A 21,912-nucleotide genomic window follows, 5' to 3' on the forward strand; every position below is an offset into this window, starting at 1 on the left:
CGTGACGATGTCAGACTCTCGCCGCCTCGTCGACAAGCTCTGGTCCTACTGCAACGTCCTGCGCGACGACGGCGTGGGCGTCATCGAGTACACCGAGCAACTGACGTACCTGCTGTTCCTCAAGATGGCGCACGAGCGGGCTACCCGGAGGCTGAACCCGCAGCAGATCGTGCCGCCCGAGTACTCGTGGCAGAAGCTCCTCGATGCCGAAGGCACCGAGTTGGAGGTCACCTACACCCAGATCCTCGTCGGTCTCTCGCAGCAGCCGGGCACGCTCGGCACGATCTTCCGGAAGGCCCAGAACCGGATCCAGGATCCAGCCAAGCTCAAGCGCCTCATCGTCGACCTCATCGACCAGGAGAACTGGTCAGCCTCCGGCACTGACCTCAAGGGGGACGCTTACGAGGAGCTGCTGTCGAAGGGCGCTTCTGACAAGGGCTCCGGCGCCGGTCAGTACTTCACACCCCGCGAGTTGATCCGGGCGATCGTCGACGTCGTCGACCCCAAGCCCACTGACACGGTCGTCGACCCCGCCTGCGGCACCGGTGGCTTCCTCCTTGTCGCCCACGAGCACGCCGCCCGCGACGCCGCCAGCCTCACGCCGACCGAGCGCGAGCACCTTCGCGACGAGTTCGTCTCCGGCTACGAGCTGGTCGACGGCACCGCACGGCTGGCCGCGATGAACCTGCTGCTGCACGGCATCGGGACACCGAACGGCGACTCCCTTATCGACGTACGCGACTCCCTGATCGCCGACCCCGGCCAGCGCTGGTCCGTGGTGCTCACGAACCCGCCGTTCGGCCGCAAGTCATCTCTCACCATGGTCGGCGCGGACGGACGGGCCGTGCGCGAAGACCGCGACATCGAGCGTCAGGACTTCGTCGTGACGACGTCCAACAAGCAGCTCAACTTCCTGCAGCACATCATGACGATCCTCGACATCAACGGCCGCGCCGCCGTCGTCCTGCCCGACAACGTGCTGTTCGAAGGCGGTGCCGGCGAGACGCTGCGTCGCAAGCTCCTCGCAGACTTCGATCTGCACACGATGATCCGACTCCCCACCGGCATCTGGTACGCACCCGGAGTGAAGGCCAACGTGCTCTTCTTCGACAAGAAGCCGGCGGCCGAGCAGCCTTGGACCCAGAAGCTGTGGGTCTACGACTTCCGGACCAACATGCACTTCACGCTCAAGCAGAACCCGCTGCGCCGGGCAGACCTCGATGACTTCGTGACGTCGTACCTGTCCGGCAAGGATCGCGCGGAGCGGGTGGAGTCCGAGCGGTGGAAGGCCTTCGCGTACGACGAGCTCGTTGCGCGCGACAAGGCCAACCTCGACATCACCTGGCTGCGGGACGAGTCGCTCGAGGACGCCGACAACCTGCCGGCACCCGAGGTCATCGCCCGCGAGATTGTCGAGGATCTGACCGCGGCGCTCGTCGAGTTCGAGGCCGTCGCCGCCGCACTCGAAGCCTCTTCCGCCGACTCCTGATTTCTAGCTCTTCCCGACCCTCCCACCTTCGCCTTCATCTACAACCGTTGGCTCTTCGCGGTCCCCAGAATCCTCTCAACGACACCGCTCACCTGCCTGCCACACCACCTTCATTCACAGCGGCACGCATGCTACGAAGGTTCGTAGATGGGTCGCCCGTGATCGGGCGGCCCACGCGGCATTTCTAGGGGTCCGTTGGTTGTCGACGGACGTCGTTGAGGCGGTGATCGGCGTGCACGGAGGCGTGAAGTTCTACAACGGCGCGGCGAAGGCCGCGCGCATCTACGTCGAGCGCGACCGTTCGCGGGCGGATGACTACTACCTCGGCGAGGGCAGCGGGGTCGCGGCACGGCTCACAGCGACCCCGGACGGTGTGGAGCACGCGGGCTCGATGAACGGCGAGACCTACGAGCAGTGGGTCGCCGGGCTCGATGTCGACACCGGGTGCAAGAAGGGTCGGGTCCGCGCGGACGCGAACGCACTGCGGTTCGTCGAGGTCACCGTCAACGGCCCGAAGACCTGGTCGCTGGCGGCTGCCCTGCATCCGGAGATCTCGGCCGCGTTGGACGGGGCTCAGGACAAAGCCGCCGCCGAGATCGTCGGCTGGGTCGCCCAACACGCCACCACCCGCGTCGGGCCGAGGGGCAGGCAGGTGCAGGTGCCGGTGGAGCGGATCGAGGCCGCGGTGATCCGGCACTACACGTCGCGGGCCGGCGACCCTCACCGGCATCTACACCTCCAGGTCAACGCCCGGGTGTTCGCCGCCGGCGCCTGGCGGGGTCTGCACTCGGTGGGTGTGCGCGACATGATCGAGGCGATCAACGGGATCGGGCACGCCGCGGTCGCCACCGACCCGGAGTTCCGGGCGGCCCTGGCCCCACGCGGTCTCACCCTGGACCCCGAGACTGGGGAGATCGAGCAGCTCGCGCCGTACGTCGGGGCGTTCAGCGCTCGCACCAGTCAGATCCACCGCAACATCGACCGGTACGAAGCCGAGTGGCGGCGCGAGCATCCCGGCCAGGAGCCAGGGCCGCGGCTGCGTGAGATCTGGGATCGGCGGGCGTGGGCCGATGCGCGGCCGGACAAGGTCGTCCCCACCGACGGCGCTGACCTGGTGGCGCGGTGGAACGCCGAGTTCCGCGACCTCGGCTTCCGCAACCCCGCCGCTCCAGCCGCGCTCGAGGCGACCCAGGTGGGATGGATCGACCGGGACGGGGCGGCGGACTGGGTGATCTCCCAGCTCGGGGCGAAGCGGTCGGCGTGGAACGCCGCCGACATCCGGGGCCAGGTCGAGGTCCTGCTGGCACAGACCGACCTGGTCGCCGAGCGCGCCGCGCGCATCGAGCTCGCCGAGGACGTGACGGCCCGCGCCGCCGCACGCTGTGTCCGGCTGCTCGCCTCACCCGACGTGCCTGAGCACGTCCGCTCACTGACCTCCCAGCAGGTGATGGAGGTCGAGGCGGACCTCATCGGCCGCCTCGCCGGCCGTGCGGAGCAGCCAGCCAGACGGGTCCGGCTGCACGGGCGAGGGCTGACGCGGGTCGACCCCACTCAAGCCGCCGTCGTCGGCGCCTTGGCCGGTGACGGCCAGCTGGTGGTCGTGGAGGGCGCGGCCGGTGCAGGCAAGACCACCGCGTTGCGCTCGGCACAAACCGTGCTGGCACGGCAGGGACACCGGTTGGTGGTGGTGACGCCGACGTTGAAGGCGGCCGAGGTTGCGGCCGCGGAGACCGGTGCCGACGGGCACTCGGCGGCCTGGCTGATCCACCAGCACGGCTGGCGCTGGGACGACGAGGGGCACTGGGCGCGGCGCCCCGACGCCACGCCCCACCCGGCTGCCCGGCTGCGACCCGGGGACCTGCTGCTGGTCGACGAGGCGGGCATGCTCGACCAGGACACCGCCCGCGCGCTCCTGACGGTCGCCGACGAGGCCGGGGCGCGGGTCGCCCTCGTCGGCGACCGACACCAGCTCCCGGCGGTCGGACGCGGCGGCGTCCTGGACCACGCCCTCGGCTGGGCGCACCCGACCGCAGTCGTGTCGTTGGAGAAGGTGCACAGATTCACCGACCCCGACTACGCCGCACTCTCCCTGCGCATGCGCACCGGCGACGACCCCGGCGCCGTCTTCGACGCGCTGCATCGCCGCGGGTCGATCGTCATCCACCCCAGCGACAGCGAGCGCACCGCCGCCCTCGCCGAGGCCGGAGCGGCCGGCGACCTGGTCGTCGCCGACACCCACGAGCACGTGGCCAACCTCAACTCCGCGATTCGCGACCAGCGTCGGGCCGACCTTGCCACGGGCGACTCGGCCGATTCGATCGTGACCGCTCGAGGCGAACGGATCGGGCTCGGGGACCGGGTTGCGACGCGTCGTAACGACCCCGATCTCGGGGTCGCGAATCGCCAGACCTGGACCGTCACCGACATCCGCAAGGACGACAGCCTGATCCTGCGCGGCCACGGGCGCGACCGTGCGGTCCCGGCGGAGTACGCCACCGGGTTCGTCGAGCTCGCATACGCCACCACAGTCCACGGAGCCCAGGGCGAGACCGTCGAGGCCGCCCAGGTCGCCCTGTGCGAGACCACCGGCGCCGCGGCGGCGTACGTCGCCATGACCCGCGGCCGCCACAGCAACACCGCCCACCTCGTCGCCGAGTCCCTCGAGGACGCCCGCCGGCAGTGGGTCGATGTCTTCAGCCGCGACCGCGCGGACCTCGGCCCCACGCACGCCCGACAACTCGCGATCGACGCGATCGACCGGTACGGCCCGGCCGCCGTACGGCCTCCAGCGCCACGAGTCCCCGCCCCGGAGTACCGGCCGCTCATCTCACAGCCCTCCGGAATCGGCCTGTGACAAGCGGGGGCAACCAACGGCTTAGGGAAGCCGTTGACCTGCGCAAACGCAGCGTTCCCCCTCGCGTTCCCCTCCCCGTTGTTACCGCTTTCCGGTAACGCCCCTCGCCCACGCTGATCGGCGTGAATCAAGACCTTCACAAGTCCGCGGGGAAACGACTTAGGGATACCTGTTGACCTGCGGAAACACAGGTCCCCTGGCAGGTATCCCCCTCAGGTTCCCCCGATTTCGGGGAACCTGCCGCCCCATGCTGATCAACACGTACAAGTCGTTCGCGACGACAACCAGCGAGGAGCACCCGATGAGTTCTTGAACTTTCGGACGGGCGCCGCCTGACCTGCGAAAACGCCACCTGACGGGGGCGCCCGTCCCGAGGACGGGCGGGGCCAGGACGGGCGCGAATTGGTGCCCCCCAGCGCGCACCGTAGGGCGCGTACCTCTCGACGACAGACACCCACCCATCACGACCGGCGACGAACGACGCCGGGAACCCAGCCACAAGGAGGCCGCCATGACCGCACAACCCAACGCCCCACGACCCCGCCAGAACCCCGGCGACGACATGCTCACCCTCCAGGAAGCGTGTCGCTACCTCCGCGTGCCGGAGGGGACGCTGCGCTACTGGCGCCACCTCGGCACCGGACCCCGCAGCTTCAAGGTCGGCCGCCACGTCCGCTACTGGCGCGCCGACCTCATCCTCTGGCTCACCGAGCAGACGAACCGTCCCCAGAACCGCAGCTGACCCTGCCCCACCGTCGGATCTCAGAGAGACGATGGAGCGATCCTGGAAGGAGCATCACCATGGCGGGAAACATCGCCAAGCGAGCCAACGGCCGGTGGCGGGCGCGGTACCGCGACGAGGCCGGCAAGGAGCACTCGCGGCACTTCGACCGCAAGATCGACGCCCAGCAGTGGCTGGACCAGGTCACCTCCGCGGTGGTCACCGGCACGTACGCCGATCCCAAGGCTGGACGGATCACGTTCGCGGCGTTCTTCGGCGAGTGGTCGGCCCGCCAGGTCTGGGCACCCGGCACCGTCCTCGCGATGTCGCTGGCGGCCAGATCCGTGCCGTTTGCGGGGAAGCCCATGAAGCAGGTTCGGCGCTCGGACGTCGAGACTTGGATCAAGCAGATGAACGCCGCCGGACTCGCCCCCGGCACGATCAAGACGCGGTACGTCAACGTCAGGTCGGTGTTCCGCGCCGCGGTAAAGGACCGGGTGATCGGCTCCGACCCGACCGACGGCGTCCGCCTCCCCCGCGGCCGTCGCGCTGACGTGGCCATGTCGATCCCCACCCCCGAGGAGGTTGGGCAGCTCATGGCTGTGGCTGACGAGCGGTTCCAGCCGTTCATCGCCCTCTGCGCCTTCGCCGGCCTGCGACTCGGCGAGGCCGCCGGGGTACAGCTCGGCGACGTCGACTTCCTCCGCAAGACGCTCAAGGTCTGCCGGCAGGTGCAACGCGTCAACGGTGGGGCGATTGACGTACGCGCGCCGAAGTACGGCTCGGAGCGCGTCGTCTACCTCGCTGACAGTCTCATCAACGTGCTCGCCGAACACGTCACCGCTCACGGCACCACCGGCAAGAGTCGGTGGCTCTTCGCCGGGGAGGGCGACGACCCACCGCACCAGAACACCATTGGATACTGGTGGCGCAAGACGCTGCGCGACGCCAGCCTTTCTGGCATCAAGCTCCACGACCTCCGGCACTTCTACGCCTCCGGGCTCATCGCGGCCGGGTGCGACGTCGTGACCGTGCAGCGCTCGCTCGGCCACGCGAAAGCGACGACGACCCTCAACACCTACGCCCACCTGTGGCCGACCGCTGAGGACCGCACACGTAAGGCTGCGGAGTTGATCATGGCCGCGTCGCTCGGCGAGCCAACCGCGGACCTGATCAAAGTTGGGGGTGAGCCCCGCTGAGTGAGCCGTTGCCTCGCGTCGCAGACGCACTTTCGAGGCGTGAGCGGTGGCGCGTCACAGCAGCCCAAGACGACGCGTCGCGCTCGCTCTTCGGTCCGGGATCGAACATAGACTCCGTGTCGTGGTGACCCAGCTGGACGTCGAGGACAGCCTCCGCCTGGGCCGAGAATCTCGGTCGTTCGAGGTCAAGGGGGCCGGGAGCATCACCGACAAGCAATACGTCGCACGAGTTGTCCGGGCCGTCATGGCGATGGGGAACCTCCGCGACGGGGGTCAGGTCTGCCTCGGAATCGACGACGACCAGATGGCCACCATGAAGCCCGGCCTGTCCCCCGCCCAGGTCGCCGAGTGGACTGACTACGACAACGTCAGCGACCAGCTCGCCCGGTACTGCGACCCGCCGGTCTCGTTCCACCTCCACCATTTCAAGCTCAGTTCCGACGCCGAGGTCGTCGTCCTCGACGTCGAGGAGTTCGACATCGATCTGCACATTTGCAAGAAGGACTACCCGGGTGTCCTGCAAGCGGGGCAGACGTACGTCCGGCCCCGCGGCAAACCCCAGTCGAGTCAGGTGCCGTCGCTGGTGGACATGCGCGACTTGCACAATCTGGCCATCGACAAGGGCGTCCGCGAGTACTTCCGCCGCTCCGAGTACGCGGGCGTGCCATTCACCGTGTCCACACCGCTCTCCCCCGAACAGCAGGACACTGCCGCGTTCGACGCCGAGGCTGCTGAGGCGTGGGCTGCACCGTCCTCGATCGACAACCCCGTCGGCGACGTACTCGCGCCTGGCATCGTGACGCCGGCCTTCACCAACGTCACCGTACGGCCCGCGCCCTACGACGCCGGCCGCATCAGCCCCAGCCAGCTCGAGGACTTCGCCGGCACCCACGCCGTACGACTGCGCGGATGGCCAGTGCCGATGCTGAGCAACCGCGACCCCGTAGCGCACCACGGGAATTGGATCGCCCAAGACCTCCAGGCAGAAATCGTTCCCCACCTGGAAGCGTGGCGACTGTTCACCAGCGGCCAGTTCGTGCAGCGCCGCGTCATCGCGACCGACCTTCGCGACGCCGCCGAACTCAAGGCCGAGGCGCCGGAAGCGACCGGTGCCGTCGCCGTGTGGGACATTCTCCTCTACCTAGTCGAGGTCGCGGAGCTCGGGGCGCGGTACGCCACCGCGCTCGGCGCGGAGACCGTGACTATCGACGTAAGCCTGGAGAACATCGCCGGACGCGAACTCATTTCCGGCAGCTGGGACCGCGAACTTCACGGGCGGTACATCACCCATGCCGAAGTCCTCACCGCGCGAGTCGTGCACCCCGCGCCGGCGCTGCTTGCGACGCCACGGGCTATTGGCGTCGACCTGGCCCAGCAGATCTTTCGGAAGTTCGGGCTCGACGTCCCCGACAAGACCCTCATGGAGTGGCAGGACAGCACCCTCGACAAGTCCAGCCGCGCCGGCTGACCGACCCTGACGGCCGCTGACGGCGGGTTGCCGAGGGGGCCGGGCAGAATAGATACGTGAACGAAACAACCACCGCGGTCGTCGTCGCCCTTGCTGGCGGCGCCGGTGGGTTCCTTGGCGCCAGCGTGACCACGTTCTTCAACTTTCGCACCCAGGACAAGACCCACCGTCGCGAACAGCTCCGCCGCGACGCTGAGACCCTCGGCCCGATCCGGGAGTACCTCGAGATCACCATCAATCCCGAACGGCTCGCCATCAACGCCCCGGTCAATGACCAAGACGCGCAGGCGCTCTACGAGAAGCTCCTCGGCCAGCGGGACCAGCACCTCGCCGCGGTCAACGTCATGGCCTCCGGCCACCCGGACGCCACCGTCCGACACACCGCCAAGGAGTTCGCGACCGAGCTGTACAACGCCGGCCACAGCGCCGGCTGGATGCTCCGCGATCCGCTGCGCGAGGGCCGACTACGCGACGCCGCCAACGAGGATCACCAGAACGCACACGACCTCCTCGACAAGCTCTCCAAGCTCACCACCGCGTACGGCGACAAGTAGGCGCGCGAGCCCGTCAGACCACCGTCGCCTCGAAACTCTCCGCGGTCGCCACCATCGACGACGCGATCTTCACCCCTGGAAATGCGAACTCGAAGTCAGCGACTGCCTCATCGACGCCCAGCCCCAGCCACGCTGTGCAGTCCACGTGCGGATACTCCGGCGCGGTGACCGGGTCGACCAAGAGCAGACTGAACGGCGGGAAATGAATAAGAGCCGACAGGGTCGGCTTCGTCTCAGCCACCTCGGCCGCACCCGACGGCTCCACCGAGATCGTGGCGGCCATGCCGCGGTGACCACCGCCGACGTAGGTCTGCTCCACCGCCGGCGTCACCCCCACCAGGAACCGCAGATCCGGGTCAGAGGTCAGCGGACGTCCCTCAAGGATGTCCTCCACGAACCCGTGGTGCGTTGAGTACAAGCCCTCGGCGCCGGTCGTCAGGCCCGCAACCGCTGCTCGCGCGAACCGGCCCGGACGCGCCCTCGGCAGCTTGCCCGCGATTCCGGGGCGGGCGCCGGCTCGCGGGGAGTCGAGGAGACCGCCAGCCAACATGTGCGCCCACCCGATGTACTCGTCGTCCCACGGCGAGGAAATGCGACGACACGCTTCACAGTGGCCCCAACTCCGGATGCCGCCGATCCGCGGCCGCGACATCACCAAGTTGCCCTCTGCGTCGTACATCGACCGAGTCGCGTCGCCCGTGTTGAACGCCGCCTTCGGCGGCACGTGCGTGTCCGTCAGCTTCGCCGCCGTGCCGCACAGCGCGCACGGACCGCGGCGCTCGTGAGACCGCGGGTTCGTCGGCCGGAGAGGACCAGTCACGTCCGACCAACGTTCGGCCCGAGACTCATGTTCCCGCCAGTCGTGCTTGCGCCCGTTAGTCGACGGTGTTGACGGCACCGAGCTCGTTCAGCAGCGCCTCAACCGCCGCTGACGCCACCGGCGGATACGCTGCAGGGAACGTCGTCGTTCCGTCCGACCTGCTCCAGGTGACCGTGGGCTCAGGCAGCGTCGGCTTCTGAGCCGGGAACACTAACTCCGGCGGCCAAGCCCGACCTGGGACGTTGAACAGAGCCCGATCCGCCTGCCGCGCCAGCGCACGGGCCACGAACTCAGCCAGGTCGCCGTTCAACCCCGATTGCGCCCGCAGTGGCTTCACCGGTTCCGCGACGAGGAGCAAGGTCGGGCTCAACGGCATCCACAACGGCGAACCATCCGGGATGAGGCCCGACCAGTCGTATCCGGTCGGGTTGAGCGTCACCACCGGCGAGTCGCCTGAGATGAGGACCGGTTCGGGCGAGGCCAGGACGCTCCAGTGCCACGGCGTCACCTGAGTTGAGACCTCGTCGAGCTTGCGGACCATCGTCCGCAGCTTCGAGGCCCGCGTGTCGCGTTCGTCCTGCCGCGCGGCCCACGCTCGCCGGGCGAAGGCGAGATAGCGGTCACGATCGGCGTCGGAAAGAGCGAGCAGATCGAACCTGCCGGACTTGGCCGCCTCCATCAACACCAACATCGCGCCCAGGTGCTCGTCGAAGTGCTCCATGAACGCGAAGACCGTCGGGGTGCGGACCAGCTGCGCCACGGTGAAGTTGATGACAGTCGCCTTGTTTACGTCCCCGATGCCGGCGCCCGCCCGCAGAGCCTTCAAGGTCTCGCCGACCGGCGCCTCGATGTGCTTGTCGAGCCAGTTCTCGACCGCATCGGTCTCCGCCCCGTCGGCGCCGGCGAAGTTGTAGAACCGGTTCCGGACCGCACTGTTCGACACCGAGAACCGCTGCGGGCCCGCGCTCCCACGATCGAGCACCGCGACATGGTCCTCCGTGTCGGCCCAGCCGCGCAGGTAGGCGCGTGGCACAACATGCTGGTGCTTCTTCAGCTTGGTCGTCGCCATCAGTTCTCCTCCCTTCCAGTGTCCAGCGCGCCAGCGCGGCTGACAAAATGGGTAATCGCACCCGCCCTGCTCTTGCCAGTAGCTGCCGCGCGGCTTTCGGCCCCGGCACGCCTCAGCTCGCGGCCAAGCCCGAGATCGCACTGTTCCTTCTGCTGGGCTCCTTTCGACCAGGTCCTCCTCGAGGACGGCGTGTGAACGTCAACGCTGGCGCTCGCACGTCCGGATCGGCCGCCATGAGTCTTCCGCCAAGGAGTCATGTCACGGCGGGTCAACTGGCGGCACCGGGATCCGGGTATGGGCCCTTCGAACGGCCAGATCGAGCCCATGACGCAAAATTTCTTGCGGACTCTGTGCGGACTGGGAGGGGTCACACCCCCTCTGACCTGCGGTTTTACGTCGATTCACACGTTGAAGCGGAACTCCACCACGTCACCGTCGGCCATGACGTAGTCCTTGCCCTCCATGCGGACCTTGCCGGCCTCCTTGGCCTTCTGCATCGAGCCCGCGGCCATCAGGTCGTCGAAGGACACGATCTCGGCCTTGATGAAGCCGCGCTGGAAGTCGGTGTGGATCACGCCCGCGGCCTCGGGCGCGGTCGCACCCTTGGGGATGGTCCAGGCGCGGGTCTCCTTGGGACCGGCGGTGAGGTAGGTCTGCAGGCCCAGGGTGTCGAAGCCGACCCGGGCCAGCACCTCGAGGCCGGGCTCCTCGACGCCCATCTCGGCGAGCATCTCGCGGGCCTCGTCGTCGTCACCGAGCTCGACCAGCTCGGCCTCGAACTTCGCGTCGAGGAAGATCGCCTCCGACGGCGCGACCAGGTCGCGCATCTTCTGCTTGAGCTCCTCGTCGCCGAGCTCGTCGGCGTCGCAGTTGAAGACGTAGATGAACGGCTTCGCGGTGAGCAGCGAGAGCTCGCGGATCAGCGAGCGGTCCACGGACGTGGCGATGATCGGCGTACCGGCCTCGAGGTGGCCGAGGGCCTCCTTCGCCGCCGCGACCACCGGGGCCAGCTCCTTCTTGCCCTTGGCCTCCTTCTCCAGCCGCGGGACCGCCTTCTCGACCGTCTGCAGGTCGGCGAGGATCAGCTCGGTCTGGATCGTGGAGATGTCGTTGCCGGGGTTGACCTCGCCGTCGACGTGGGTGACGTCCTCGTCGCGGAACACCCGCGTCACCTGGCAGATCGCGGCCGACTCGCGGATGTGGGAGAGGAACTTGTTGCCCAGGCCCTCACCCTCCGAAGCGCCGCGCACGATGCCGGCGATGTCGACGAACTCGACGGTCGCGGGCAGCACCTTCGCGCTCCCGAAGACCTCCGCCAGCTTCGCCAGCCGGTCGTCCGGGACGCCCACGACCCCGACGTTCGGCTCGATCGTCGCGAACGGGTAGTTCGCCGCGAGGACGTCGTTCTTGGTCAGGGCGTTGAAGAGGGTCGACTTGCCCGCGTTGGGGAGACCGACGATGCCGATGGTGAGTGCCACGGGCGGCGAGTCTACGGGGCGACCTCACGACTCCGGACATCGCGAGCGTCGTCCAGCGCGTGCGCTGGCAAGGCGGAGGAGAGAGGCGGGACGGAGTCCCGGCGACCGACGACAACGCGGCCAGCGTGCGTGATGGGCGGGGCGCAGCGGGGTGGAGTCGTGAGGTCGCCCCGTGAAGGGTGTACGGCGGTCGCCCGAATCAGCGGGTCTGCGGGGCCGGCCTCAGCGGCGGGCGGCGTCCTCCACGCACAGGGTGGCCCACGGCAGCGCCTCCAGGCGCCCCTCGGCGATCGGGCCACCACACGCGTCACAGGTGCCGTAGCTGCCCTCGTCCAGCTTGGCCAGCGCCCGCTCCACGTCGGCCTTCGTCACCTGGAGCTTGTCGTGCACCGCGACCTGGGAGAGACGGTCGACCGCCATCGCGGTGCCCTCACCGACGCGCTTGCCGAACGAGATCTCGCCGCGCTCACCCGGCGGCTCCTCGAGCCGGGCCATCTGCTCGTCCAGCTCGGCCAGCTTCTCGAGCAGCGTCGTGCGCACCGTGTCCATCCGCCCAGCATCGCTCGCGCCTGCAAGGCCAGTCCCCCGGCGGTGAGCCAGCCACCGAACCGGCCACCCAAACCGTGGCTGACCCACCGCCCACCCGCCGACCCACCCCCCGGCGGTGAGCAGACCACCGAACCCACCACCCAAACCGTGGCTGACCCACCGCCCACCAGCCGACCCACCCCCCGGCGGTGAGCAGGCCACCGAACCCACCACCAAGAAGGTGGCTGGCTCACCGCCCACCACGGGTCAGGACGCAGGACCGGACGCCCCAGGGCGAGGATGCAACGATCAGGGCGTGGACACCGCACGCATTCGCGCCCAGTTCCCCGCCCTCGCGCACGGGGTCGCCCACTTCGACGGCCCCGGCGGCTCGCAGACCCCGACGCCGGTCGCGCAGGCGGTCGCGGCCACGCTGACCGCCGGGCTCGCCAACCGGGGGTCCGTCACCGATGCCGAGCGGCGGGCCGAGGACGTCACCGTGGCCGCCCGCGCGGCGATGGCGGACCTGCTCGGCGCCGACCCGGGTGGCGTCGTGTTCGGCCGGTCGATGACGCAGCTGACCTTCGACATGGCCCGGACCCTCGCGCAGGGCTGGGGTCCCGGCGACGAGGTCGTCGTCACCCGGCTCGACCACGACGCCAACATCCGGCCCTGGGTCATCGCCGCGGAGCGGGCCGGCGCGACGGTCCGCTGGCTCGGCTTCGACCCGGAGACCGCCGAGCTCGACGACGTCACGCCCCTGCTGTCGGACCGGACCCGGCTGGTCGCGGTCACCGCGGCGTCGAACCTGTTCGGGACCCGCCCCGACGTGCCCGCGATCGCCCGCGCGGCCCACGACGCCGGCGCGCTGGTGTACGTCGACGCCGTGCACCTGGCCGCCCATGCACCCGTCGACATGGCAGCCCTGGGTGCCGACGTCATCGCCTGCTCGCCGTACAAGTTCTTCGGCCCGCACAACGGCGTCCTCGCCGCGTCCCCGGCGCTGCTCGAGACGCTGCACCCGGACAAGCTGCTGCCGTCGTCGAACGCCGTGCCGGAGCGATTCGAGCTCGGCACCCTCCCCTACGAGCTGCTCGCCGGCGTGACCGCAGCGGTCGACTTCATCGCCTGCCTCGACAGCGGGGCGGCCGACCGGCGCACCCGCGTCCTGGAGTCGATGGCCTCGGTGGAGGAGCACGAGGACCAGCTCCTCGCGCGGCTTCTCGACGGGCTCGGCGCCCTCGACGGCGTGACGCTCCACGGGCGACCGGCCCGGCGTACGCCGACCGTGCTGTTCTCCGTGGCCGGCCGCACCGGGCGCGAGGTCCACGAGCACCTGGCCAAGCTGGGCGTGAACGCGCCGGCCAGCCACTTCTACGCGATCGAGGCGTCCCGGCACGCCGGCCTGGGCGACGACGGGGCGGTCCGCGCCGGCATCGCGCCGTACACGACGCAGGACGAGGTCGACCGGCTGGTGGCGGGCGTCGCCGAGCTGGGCTGACCCCGGAGTGCGGGCAGGGTCAGAACACCGACCAGCCGGTGCGGGTCGTGAAGAGGTCGAGCGCGGCCAGCCCGGCGGCTGAGTTCCCGGACGGGCTCAGCGCCGGGCTCCACACGCAGATCGTGCAGCGGTCGGGGACGACCGCGAGGATGCCGCCGCCGACGCCGCTCTTGGCCGGCAGCCCCACGCGGTAGGCGAACTCCCCCGCCGCGTCGTAGGTCCCACAGGTCAGCATCACCGCGTTGATCCGCTTGGTCTGGCTGAGGGTGAGCATCCGGGTGCCGTCGGCACGGACCCCGTTGCGGGCCAGCAGGGACGCGGCGAGCGCCACCTCGCGGCAGGTCATCGACAGCGCGCACTGCCAGAAGTACTGCTCGAGGACCTCCTCGACGCTCGTCTCGAGGTTGTCGTAGCTCGCCAGCAGGTGCGCCATCGCCGCGATCCGGTGGCCCCGCTCGCTCTCCGAGCGGGCCACGTCGGGATCTGCGTCGATCTCCGCGTTGCCGCTCTCGGTGCGCACCAGCGCACCGGTCGCCGCCCGCGCGTCACCGGTCAGCCCGTGCAGCCGGTCGGTGACCACCAGCGCGCCCGCGTTGATGAAGGGGTTGCGCGGCCGGCCCTGCTCCTGGTCGAGCTGGAGCAGCGAGTTGAACGGGTTGCCCGAGGGCTCGCGCCACACCCGCTCCCAGATCCGGTCGTCGCGCTCCATCACCAGCGCGAGGCTGAACACCTTGGAGATGCTCTGCACGGAGAAGGGCGCGTCCCCGGCACCGGTCGCGTGCACGGTGCCGTCGTTCATCGCCACCGCCATCCCGAACTGGTCCGGGTCGACCGACGCCAGGCCGGGGATGTAGTCGGCGACGGCTCCCGCGCCGACGTGCGGCGCCACCTCGTCGCGGATCTCGTCCAGCACGCCAGCGATGTCCATGGCGGCGATTGTGCCGCCCCCGCCCCGGCCGGGGGCGCCGGCCCACGGACGGCCCGTTAGGTTGCACGCGTGCGCATCGCCACCTGGAACGTCAACTCCCTCCGCTCCCGCATCGACCGGGTCGAGGCGTTCCTGCAGCGCCACGACGTCGACGTGCTGGCCCTGCAGGAGACCAAGGCCCGCGAGGACCAGCTGCCGCTGATGGGCCTGCAGTCGCTGGGGTACGACGTCGCCGCCGCGGGCACCAGCCAGTGGAACGGGGTGGCGATCCTCAGCCGGGTCGGGCTCGAGGACGTGCAGGTCGGCTTCGAGGGGATGCCCGGCTTCGCCAAGGACGCGGAGAGCCCCGTCACCGCCGAGGCCCGCGCGATCGGGGCGGTCTGCGGCGGTGTCCGGATCTGGTCGCTCTACGTGCCGAACGGGCGCAAGGTCGACGACCCCCACTACGTCTACAAGCTCGACTGGCTGGCGCGGCTGCGCGCGGCGGCCGCCGGCGACTGGCTCGGCGAGGACACCGCGCTGGTCGGCGACTGGAACATCGCACCGCTCGACGAGGACGTCTTCGACATGGCCCAGTTCGCCAAGTCCACCCACGTGACACCGCCCGAGCGGGCGGCGTTCCAGGCGTTCCTCGACGACGGGTACGTCGACGTCGTGCGCCCGCACACGCCCGGACCGGACGTCTACACCTACTGGGACTACTACCGGCAGCGCTTCGAGCGGAACCGCGGCCTGCGCATCGACTTCGTCCTCGGGTCCCCCTCGCTGGCGAAGCGGGTGACCGGCGCGTTCATCGACCGCGACGAGCGGGCCGGGACCGGCGCGTCGGACCACGCCCCGGTCGTGGTCGACCTCGACTGAGGGACGACCGTGCCCACCAGCCCCCTGACCGAGCCCGGCCCGGCCCTCTCGCCGCGGTCCCGGCTCCGCGGGCTGGACCCGCTGGTGCCGCTCACCGCCGTCGTGGCGCTGGCCGTCTACCTCACGCACGGCTTCGACGGCGGGTTGACCCGCGACCTCGGCGTCTACGCCTACGGCGGCCAGCAGGTCGCCGAGGGCGTGCCGCCGTACGTCGCCATCGTCAACCGCGCCGGCCCGCTGGCCCACTTCCTGCCCGGGATCGGCGTCTGGGTGGCCCGCCTCGTCGGCGTGGACGACGTGCTCGGCATGCGGGTGTTCTTCCTGCTGATCGCGGTCGCCTGCGTCGTCGTGACCTACCTGCTCGCCCGCGACGTCTTCCGCTCCCGAGCCGCCGGCGTGGTCGCGGCGGCGGCGCTGCTGAGCGTCCGGGGCTTCGTCATCTACGCGACGTACGGTCCTCGCGAGAAGACGCCGCTGGTGCTGTTCTGCGCGCTCGCCCTGCTCGCCGTGGTGCACCGCCGCTGGGCGACGGCCGGCTTCTGCATCGCGCTGGCCACCCTCACCTGGCAGCCGGCGTTCTTCGCGCTCGGCGCCGGGGCCGCGGTGGCCGCGCTCCTCCAGGCCGAGGGGCGGCTGCGCTCGCTCGTGCGGATCGCCGTCGGGGGCCTGGCCCCGCTGGTCGCCGTCGTGGCGGCGTACGCCGTCGTCGGGGACCTGCAGGTCTTCCTCGACGACTTCGTGCTGATCAACGCCCGCTACACCGAGCAGGTGTCGCTGATGACCGAGCCGCGGATCATCTGGGAGGCCACCAAGGAGATCTACGGCTGGACCACCTGGCTGCTGATCGGTGGCCTGGTCGCCGTGGTCCTGCAGGCGCTGGCCTCCGTGCGGTCCGCCCTGCGCCACGACCCGCGGGCCGCGGCCTTGGTCGGCATGGGCGTCCTGGCCGTCGTGGGCTCGCTGTGGTCGCTCAAGGCCTACAACGGCTGGCCGGACTGCTTCTTCGTCTTCCCGGTCGTGATGGTCGGCATCGGTGGCCTGGCCCCGCTGCTGGGCAGGCTGATGCCCCGCCCGGCGCTGGTCGCGCTGGTCGCCGCCTGGGCGGCGGCCTCGGTCGCGATCACCACGACGTACGCCGTGACCACCCGCAACCACGACCTCTACGAGCAGCGGCGCGACGTCGAGGCGGTCCAGCGTGTGCTGCCCGGGGCGCGGATCATGTCCTTCGAGGCACCGCCGGCGCTGGTGCTCGCCCACCAGCGCAACCCCACGCGCTTCCAGCTGTTCGGGAACGGCCTGGTCGGCTACCTCGACGACACCTGGCCCGGCGGTCGGGAGGGCTACGCCCGCTGGATCGCCCGCCGCGCGCCGGAGCTGCTCGCGGTCGGCACGGAGTCGGGCCACCGGAGCTGGCTGGAGCCTGTGCTGGAGCGCCACTTCGTCCTCGTCGGCGAGTCGCCCGAGTGGGACTGGTACGTGCGCCCCGAGGTCGGCCGGGACCGCGTCGAGGAGCTGCGCCGGGTCCTGCTGGACTGATCCGCGCGGCCGAGGGTGGCACGATGACAGCGTGGACGCCGCAGCGCTGCCCGTACCCCCGGCCGAGCCGGACCCCCGCACGGTCGGGGCGCCCGGTCGCGCCGACTTCCGCTACTCCGTGGTGATCCCGGTGTTCAACAGCGAGGGCGTCGTGGGTGAGACCGTCGACCGGGTCGTCGAGACCTTCACCCTCGCGGGTCTGGACCACGAGGTCATCCTCGTCAACGACGGCAGCCGGGACGGCAGCTGGGAGGTCATCGCGGCCAAGGCGCGCGCCCTGCCCCAGGTGGTCGCGCTGGACCTGCTGCGCAACTACGGCCAGCACCACGCGAACCTCGCCGGCCTGCGGGAGACGACCGGTGACTACGTCATCACCATGGACGACGACCTGCAGAACCCTCCCGACCAGGCCCTGCTGCTCATCGACAAGGCGCTGGAGGGCCACGACGTGGTCTTCGGGAAGTTCGAGCGCAAGCAGGCGGCCGGACACCGCCGGCTGGGCAGCCAGCTCATCGGCGCGGTCAACCGGCGGGTCTTCCACCAGCCGGCGGGCCTCGAGGTCACCAACTACCGGATCCTGCACCGCGACGTGGTCGACCGGATCTGCGCCTCCCGAACGGCCCACCCCTACATCACCGGGCAGGCGCTGCTGTACTCCCGCAACCCCGGGAACGTCACCGTCCGGCACGAGCCGCGCACCGTCGGCAGCAGCAACTACAACCTCGCGCGGATCCTGCGGCTGGTGCTGACCATCCTGTTCTCCTACTCCTCCTACCCGCTGCGGCTGGCCGCACTGGTCGGCTTCGGCATCTCGGCCGTGAGCTTCCTGCTGGGCGCGTTCTACCTCGGCGCCGGGCTGCTCGGCCACACCCAGGTGCAGGGCTGGACCACCACCGTCGTGCTGCTCTCGATCCTCAACGGCTTCACGATCGCGCTGCTCTCCATGGTCGGCGAGTACGTCGTCCGCACGCTGAACGCCGTGAGCGCGCAGGACACCTACCACGTGCAGACGAGGGTGACCGGGTGACCAGGCACCTGCTCGTCATCGGTGCCCAGCGCTGCGGCACCACGTGGGTGCACGACCTGCTCGCCGCCCACCCGGACGTGGCGATGGCCAGGCCCGCGCGGCCCGAGCCGAAGGTCTTCCTGTCCGAGACCGACGCCGCGCGCGGGCGGGACTGGTACGTCCACACGTTCTTCGGCCACGCATCCGGCGAGCAGCTGCTCGGCGAGAAGAGCACGAGCTACCTCGAGTACGGCGAGGCCGCGGACCGCGCGGCCGCCGTGCTGGGTGATCCACTGGTGCTGGCGGTGCTGCGCGACCCGGTCCGCCGGGCCCGGTCCCACTGGGCGTTCAGCACCGAGAACGGCCTGGAGGACCGGCCGCTGGCCGAGGTGCTCGAGCTGAACCTCGCCGGTCCCCTGGCGTGGACGCCGGGGCAGACCTCGGTCTCCCCCTACGCCTACCTCGAGCGCGGGCGGTACGCCGACTACCTCGGTCCGTGGCTGGACCGGTTCCACGACGACGTGACCGTCGCGTTCCTCGAGGAGCTGACCACCGAGGAGAAGGCCCGGGCCCGGCTGCTGGAGCGGCTGGGCCTTGATCCGGCACGCGGCACGACCCCCGGTCCGGCGGTCAACGGGACCAGCCAGGCCGCTCCGGAGCTCGGCGAGGGACTGACCGCCCGGCTCCGTGGGTACTACCAGGACAGCGACCGGGCCCTGGTCGGTCTGGTCGGACGCGCGCTGCCGTGGCCCACGGCGGACTGACGAACGGACGGCACAGTGAGCTCCGAGACGACGACCACCGCGATGTCGGGAGCGCCCCTGCCCGAGATCGCCTTCAACGAGGTGCGACCCGAGGGTGACGAGCTCGCCCACGTGGCCGCCTCGATCACCAGCGGCCGCACCCAGTCCTCGGGGCCCTACTCGGCCCGGGTCATCGACATCCTGACCGCCGAGACCGGCGCCCACGAGGCCCTGCTCACGACGTCGTGCACCGCCGCGCTCGAGCTCAGTGCCCTGCTGCTGGACCTGCGGCCCGGCGACACCGTCATCGTGCCGTCGTTCACCTTCGTCACCTCGGCGCTGGCGTTCGTGCGGGAGGGCGCCCGGATCAAGTTCTGCGACATCGAGCCCGAGACGCTGGGCCCCGACCCCCGCCACGTGGCCGAGCTGCTCGACGACTCCGTGCGTGCCGTTGTCGTCGTGCACTACGCCGGCATCGCCTGCGACCTCGACGGGCTGCACGAGGTGCTCAAGGACCGGCCGGACGTGGCGATCGTCGAGGACGCCGCGCACGCGCTCTTCGGCCGCTGGCGCGGGCGACCGCTGGGCAGCCTGGGCCGCTTCGCCACCCTGAGCTTCCACCAGACCAAGAACATCGTCTGCGGCGAGGGCGGCGCGCTGCTGCTCAACGACCCCGACGACCAGCGCCGCGCCTGGGTGCTCCACGACAAGGGCACCGACCGCAAGGCGTTCTTCCAGGGGCTGGTGGACAAGTACTCCTGGCGCGACATCGGCTCGTCCTTCGGACTGTCCGACACGCTGGCGGCGTACCTCCTCGGGCAGCTGGAGGTCCGGGCCTCGATCCAGGCCCGGCGCCGGGCCGTGTTCGAGGGCTACCTCGAGGCTCTCGGACCGCACGCGGACGCGCTGGGGATACGGCTGCCGGTGGTGCCCGACCACTGCGAGCCGGCGTACCACCTCTTCCACGTGCTGCTGCCGGACGCCGACGCCCGCGCCCAGGCGATCAAGGAGCTCTCGGCGCAGGGCATCAGCACCGCGTTCCACTACGTGCCGCTGCACGACTCCGACGGCGGCCGGCAGTTCACGGCGTACGCCGGGGCCGAGCCGCCGGACTGCCCGGTGACCACCGACGTGAGCGAGCGGCTGCTGCGGCTGCCCTTCCACAACCACCTCACCCGCGCCGAGGTCGAGCGGGTCTCCGAGGCCCTCGTGCGCTTCGTGGCCGGCACATGACCGCTCCCGCCCCCGCCACGAGCGGCTCGGCCTCCATCGAGCAGCCCGGCTACTGGTGGTACCGCGCCCGCGCAGAGCTGCTCCGGGCTGCGCTCGGGCCGCAGCTCGGCGAGCCCCGCCGAGTCCTCGACGTCGGCAGCGCCGACGGGCCCAGCGTCGGCTGGATGGCCGGCAGCGAGCTGGTCGCGACCGTCGACCTCGATCCGCGGGGGCTCACCCCCGGGACCGGCGTGCAGGCGTCCGCGCTGGCCCTCCCGTTCGCCGACGGCAGCTTCGACGTGGTCGGCGCCTTCGACGTGGTCGAGCACTGCGAGCCGGAGTCGGTCGCGGTCGGCGAGCTGGCACGGGTGCTCGCCCCCGGCGGCCGGCTGCTGCTGTCCGTGCCCGCCTACACGTGGGCGTGGTCCGACCACGACGTGCGCGCCGGGCACCACCGCCGCTACACCCGGGCCCGGATCGAGCGGGCCGTGGGCGCGGCCGGCCTGGAGGTCGTGCGGAGCACCCACGGCTTCGCCGCGGTGTTCCCCCTCTTCGCGGCCGAGCGGCTCAGCCGCCGGGTCCGGCGCGCGTCGCCGGACGCGGCCCGGCTGCCCCGCACCTCGGCCCGCACCGACCGGGCGCTGCTGGGGCTGTGCGGCGTCGAGGCGCGGGTGCTGCGGCGCCGGGACCTGCCCTTCGGCTCGTCGGTGTTCGTGGCGGCGCGCAAGCCCTAGGGTCGGGCTGCGTACCGGTCCGAGGCGGCGAGCAGGACCAGGGCGGCCGCCTCGACCACCGCGAAGGCGGCGGCGGTGGCCGTGCTGCCCGCGCCCGCGACGAGGAGGAGCGCCGCGCCCGGGAGCAGGGCGAGGAGCCAGGAGCGCAGCAGGTGCAGCACCCTGCCGCGGGCGATGACCAGCAGCGTGAGCAGGAGGTTGGCCATCGCCAGGGCGCTGCCGACGGCGACGGGTACGGCGGTCTCCCGGGCCAGCGTCACGTCGGCGCCGAACACCAGCCGGACGCTCCACGGGCCCAGCAGCCAGCCCAACGCGCCCGCGGCAGCCGCGGACGCCACCGCGGCGACCAGCATCCGGTCGCGCAGCCGGTCCAGCTCGCGGGCCCGCCCGGCCGTGGCGAGGGCCGTCAGCCTCCCCGTGAGCGGGGCGACCGCCCCCAGCAGCAGCGTGTAGGGCGCGCGGAACAGCGCCAGCCCGGCGAAGAGGGCCGTGACCTCCGCGGGAGCGCCTCCGGCGGCGGCCAGCACGACCGGGGCGCCCGTCAGCACGGCCTGGGCGACCAGCTGGGCCGCCCCGGTGCCGCCCACCGAGGCCAGCAGGCCCTCGGCGCCGGTCGACTCCCCCGTCCGGCGCGGCCGGAGCGCCGAGGGCCACCAGGCGTTCACGACGTAGCCGGCGATCAGGCAGACCCCGTAGGCGACCGGGTCGGTGACCCCCGCGGCGAGCAGGACGGCCGCGGCGAGCGCGCGCACGAGGTTCTCCGCGACCAGCGCGGCGGCCACCGCGCCGAACCGGTGCCGGGCGCTCAGCACGCCGCGCACCAGCCCGGTCAGCCCCGCGCCCACCGTGACCAGCCCGGCGAGCACGGCGAACGCCACGCCATCGTCGTGGAACAGCCGGGCCCGGGCCAGCCACGCGAGCGCCGTCACGACCAGCGCGAGGAGCGCCGTCGCGCGGGCGAGCGCGGGCAGCGAACGGCGTACCGCCGCCTCGCCGCCGCGGGCCGCGACGGTCCTCGCCACCCAGTGCTGGACCGGGAACGTCAGGGCCGCGCCGGCGAAGGACCACCAGCTCCACAGCACCGACACCGGTGCCGCCGCCCGGCTGCCGAGGGCGTGCGTGACGAGCGCGAAGAACACGTAGGCCAGCAGCCCGCTGGTCGCGGACCCCAGGACGAGCGGCGAGGGACGACGACGGGCGGGCATCGGGAC

19 protein-coding genes are annotated in these 21,912 nt (G+C 71.1%); 13 read left to right on the top strand and 6 right to left on the bottom strand.

The window, feature by feature from the left end:
* The first annotated feature begins 7 nt into the window (after window positions 1-7).
* The 6 genes from ACZ43H_RS14340 to ACZ43H_RS14365 all read left to right on the top strand — a co-directional run bounded on the left by ACZ43H_RS14340 (window position 8) and on the right by ACZ43H_RS14365 (window position 8,285).
* A complete protein-coding gene (locus ACZ43H_RS14340) occupies window positions 8-1,489 on the top strand; it encodes a type I restriction-modification system subunit M (protein WP_464590828.1) in 1,482 nt (493 codons plus the stop codon).
* Window positions 1,490-1,688: 199 nt separating this feature from the next.
* Entirely contained in the window at window positions 1,689-4,343 is a 2,655-nt protein-coding gene (gene mobF, locus ACZ43H_RS14345) for a MobF family relaxase (protein ID WP_464583856.1), read from the top strand.
* Between the two features lie 511 nt (window positions 4,344-4,854).
* Window positions 4,855-5,085: a helix-turn-helix domain-containing protein gene (locus tag ACZ43H_RS14350; protein WP_464583858.1), complete on the top strand. Its 231-nt coding sequence runs from the start codon at window positions 4,855-4,857 to the stop codon at window positions 5,083-5,085.
* 59 nt (window positions 5,086-5,144) lie between these two features.
* Window positions 5,145-6,263: a tyrosine-type recombinase/integrase gene (locus ACZ43H_RS14355; protein WP_464583860.1), complete on the top strand. Its 1,119-nt coding sequence runs from the start codon at window positions 5,145-5,147 to the stop codon at window positions 6,261-6,263.
* A gap of 121 nt (window positions 6,264-6,384) precedes the next feature.
* The gene (locus ACZ43H_RS14360) at window positions 6,385-7,731 is read left to right on the top strand and encodes an AlbA family DNA-binding domain-containing protein (protein ID WP_464583862.1); all 1,347 of its coding nucleotides are present in this window, start codon (window positions 6,385-6,387) and stop codon (window positions 7,729-7,731) included.
* 56 nt (window positions 7,732-7,787) lie between these two features.
* Window positions 7,788-8,285, top strand: coding sequence for a hypothetical protein (locus tag ACZ43H_RS14365; protein ID WP_464583864.1), 498 nt, complete (start codon window positions 7,788-7,790; stop codon window positions 8,283-8,285).
* 13 nt (window positions 8,286-8,298) lie between these two features.
* On the opposite strand, the gene ACZ43H_RS14370 is transcribed toward ACZ43H_RS14365, so the two are convergent.
* The 4 genes from ACZ43H_RS14370 to ACZ43H_RS14385 form a co-directional block, all read right to left on the bottom strand.
* Window positions 8,299-8,964, bottom strand: coding sequence for a hypothetical protein (locus ACZ43H_RS14370; RefSeq protein WP_464583866.1), 666 nt, complete (start codon window positions 8,962-8,964; stop codon window positions 8,299-8,301).
* A 196-nt stretch (window positions 8,965-9,160) separates the two neighbouring features.
* Window positions 9,161-10,174 (bottom strand): DUF4238 domain-containing protein, encoded by a 1,014-nt coding sequence (locus ACZ43H_RS14375; protein ID WP_464583868.1) that lies wholly within the window; start codon window positions 10,172-10,174, stop codon window positions 9,161-9,163.
* A gap of 401 nt (window positions 10,175-10,575) precedes the next feature.
* Window positions 10,576-11,652 carry a redox-regulated ATPase YchF gene (gene ychF / locus ACZ43H_RS14380; RefSeq protein WP_464583870.1) on the bottom strand — a complete coding sequence of 359 codons (1,077 nt, stop codon included), beginning with the start codon at window positions 11,650-11,652 and terminating at the stop codon, window positions 10,576-10,578.
* 222 nt (window positions 11,653-11,874) lie between these two features.
* Complete coding sequence (locus ACZ43H_RS14385) at window positions 11,875-12,201, bottom strand: TraR/DksA family transcriptional regulator (protein ID WP_464583872.1); 327 nt, start codon at window positions 12,199-12,201, stop codon at window positions 11,875-11,877.
* Between the two features lie 295 nt (window positions 12,202-12,496).
* On the opposite strand from ACZ43H_RS14385, the gene ACZ43H_RS14390 reads away from it, so the two are divergent.
* Window positions 12,497-13,681, top strand: coding sequence for a cysteine desulfurase-like protein (locus ACZ43H_RS14390; protein ID WP_464583874.1), 1,185 nt, complete (start codon window positions 12,497-12,499; stop codon window positions 13,679-13,681).
* 19 nt (window positions 13,682-13,700) lie between these two features.
* On the opposite strand, the gene ACZ43H_RS14395 is transcribed toward ACZ43H_RS14390, so the two are convergent.
* Window positions 13,701-14,609, bottom strand: coding sequence for a glutaminase (locus ACZ43H_RS14395; protein ID WP_464583876.1), 909 nt, complete (start codon window positions 14,607-14,609; stop codon window positions 13,701-13,703).
* Window positions 14,610-14,678: 69 nt separating this feature from the next.
* On the opposite strand from ACZ43H_RS14395, the gene ACZ43H_RS14400 reads away from it, so the two are divergent.
* The 6 genes from ACZ43H_RS14400 to ACZ43H_RS14425 are packed head-to-tail and all read left to right on the top strand — an operon-like array spanning window position 14,679 to window position 20,701.
* Window positions 14,679-15,470 (top strand): exodeoxyribonuclease III, encoded by a 792-nt coding sequence (locus tag ACZ43H_RS14400; protein WP_464583878.1) that lies wholly within the window; start codon window positions 14,679-14,681, stop codon window positions 15,468-15,470.
* Window positions 15,471-15,479: 9 nt separating this feature from the next.
* Window positions 15,480-17,006 carry a hypothetical protein gene (locus tag ACZ43H_RS14405; protein WP_464583880.1) on the top strand — a complete coding sequence of 509 codons (1,527 nt, stop codon included), beginning with the start codon at window positions 15,480-15,482 and terminating at the stop codon, window positions 17,004-17,006.
* A gap of 31 nt (window positions 17,007-17,037) precedes the next feature.
* Window positions 17,038-18,033 (top strand): glycosyltransferase family 2 protein, encoded by a 996-nt coding sequence (locus ACZ43H_RS14410; protein WP_464583882.1) that lies wholly within the window; start codon window positions 17,038-17,040, stop codon window positions 18,031-18,033.
* Complete coding sequence (locus ACZ43H_RS14415) at window positions 18,030-18,776, top strand: sulfotransferase family protein (RefSeq protein ID WP_464583884.1); 747 nt, start codon at window positions 18,030-18,032, stop codon at window positions 18,774-18,776. Before ACZ43H_RS14410 ends, ACZ43H_RS14415 begins: the two co-directional genes overlap by 4 nt.
* A gap of 15 nt (window positions 18,777-18,791) precedes the next feature.
* On the top strand, window positions 18,792-19,988 hold the full coding sequence (rffA, locus tag ACZ43H_RS14420; protein ID WP_464583886.1) for a dTDP-4-amino-4,6-dideoxygalactose transaminase: 1,197 nt from the start codon (window positions 18,792-18,794) through the stop codon (window positions 19,986-19,988).
* The gene (locus ACZ43H_RS14425) at window positions 19,985-20,701 is read left to right on the top strand and encodes a class I SAM-dependent methyltransferase (protein ID WP_464583888.1); all 717 of its coding nucleotides are present in this window, start codon (window positions 19,985-19,987) and stop codon (window positions 20,699-20,701) included. Before rffA ends, ACZ43H_RS14425 begins: the two co-directional genes overlap by 4 nt.
* Here ACZ43H_RS14425 and ACZ43H_RS14430 read toward each other — a convergent pair.
* The gene (locus tag ACZ43H_RS14430; protein ID WP_464583890.1) at window positions 20,698-21,906 is read right to left on the bottom strand and encodes a polysaccharide biosynthesis protein; all 1,209 of its coding nucleotides are present in this window, start codon (window positions 21,904-21,906) and stop codon (window positions 20,698-20,700) included. The genes ACZ43H_RS14425 and ACZ43H_RS14430 overlap by 4 nt on opposite strands.
* Window positions 21,907-21,912: the final 6 nt, after the last annotated feature.

It is taken from the genome of Nocardioides sp. DN36, from assembly GCF_055380375.1.

Excerpts from the sequence above, each read along its gene's own strand:
- ACZ43H_RS14340 (WP_464590828.1), top strand. The coding sequence starts at position 8 with ATGTCAGACTCTCGCCGCCTCGTCGACAAGCTCTGGTCCTACTGCAAC.
- ACZ43H_RS14350 (WP_464583858.1), top strand. The coding sequence starts at position 4,855 with ATGACCGCACAACCCAACGCCCCACGACCCCGCCAGAACCCCGGCGAC.
- ACZ43H_RS14355 (WP_464583860.1), top strand. The coding sequence starts at position 5,145 with ATGGCGGGAAACATCGCCAAGCGAGCCAACGGCCGGTGGCGGGCGCGG.
- ACZ43H_RS14370 (WP_464583866.1), bottom strand. The coding sequence starts at position 8,964 with ATGTACGACGCAGAGGGCAACTTGGTGATGTCGCGGCCGCGGATCGGC.
- ACZ43H_RS14375 (WP_464583868.1), bottom strand. The coding sequence starts at position 10,174 with ATGGCGACGACCAAGCTGAAGAAGCACCAGCATGTTGTGCCACGCGCC.
- ACZ43H_RS14385 (WP_464583872.1), bottom strand. The coding sequence starts at position 12,201 with ATGGACACGGTGCGCACGACGCTGCTCGAGAAGCTGGCCGAGCTGGAC.
- ACZ43H_RS14395 (WP_464583876.1), bottom strand. The coding sequence starts at position 14,609 with ATGGACATCGCTGGCGTGCTGGACGAGATCCGCGACGAGGTGGCGCCG.
- ACZ43H_RS14425 (WP_464583888.1), top strand. The coding sequence starts at position 19,985 with ATGACCGCTCCCGCCCCCGCCACGAGCGGCTCGGCCTCCATCGAGCAG.
- ACZ43H_RS14430 (WP_464583890.1), bottom strand. The coding sequence starts at position 21,906 with ATGCCCGCCCGTCGTCGTCCCTCGCCGCTCGTCCTGGGGTCCGCGACC.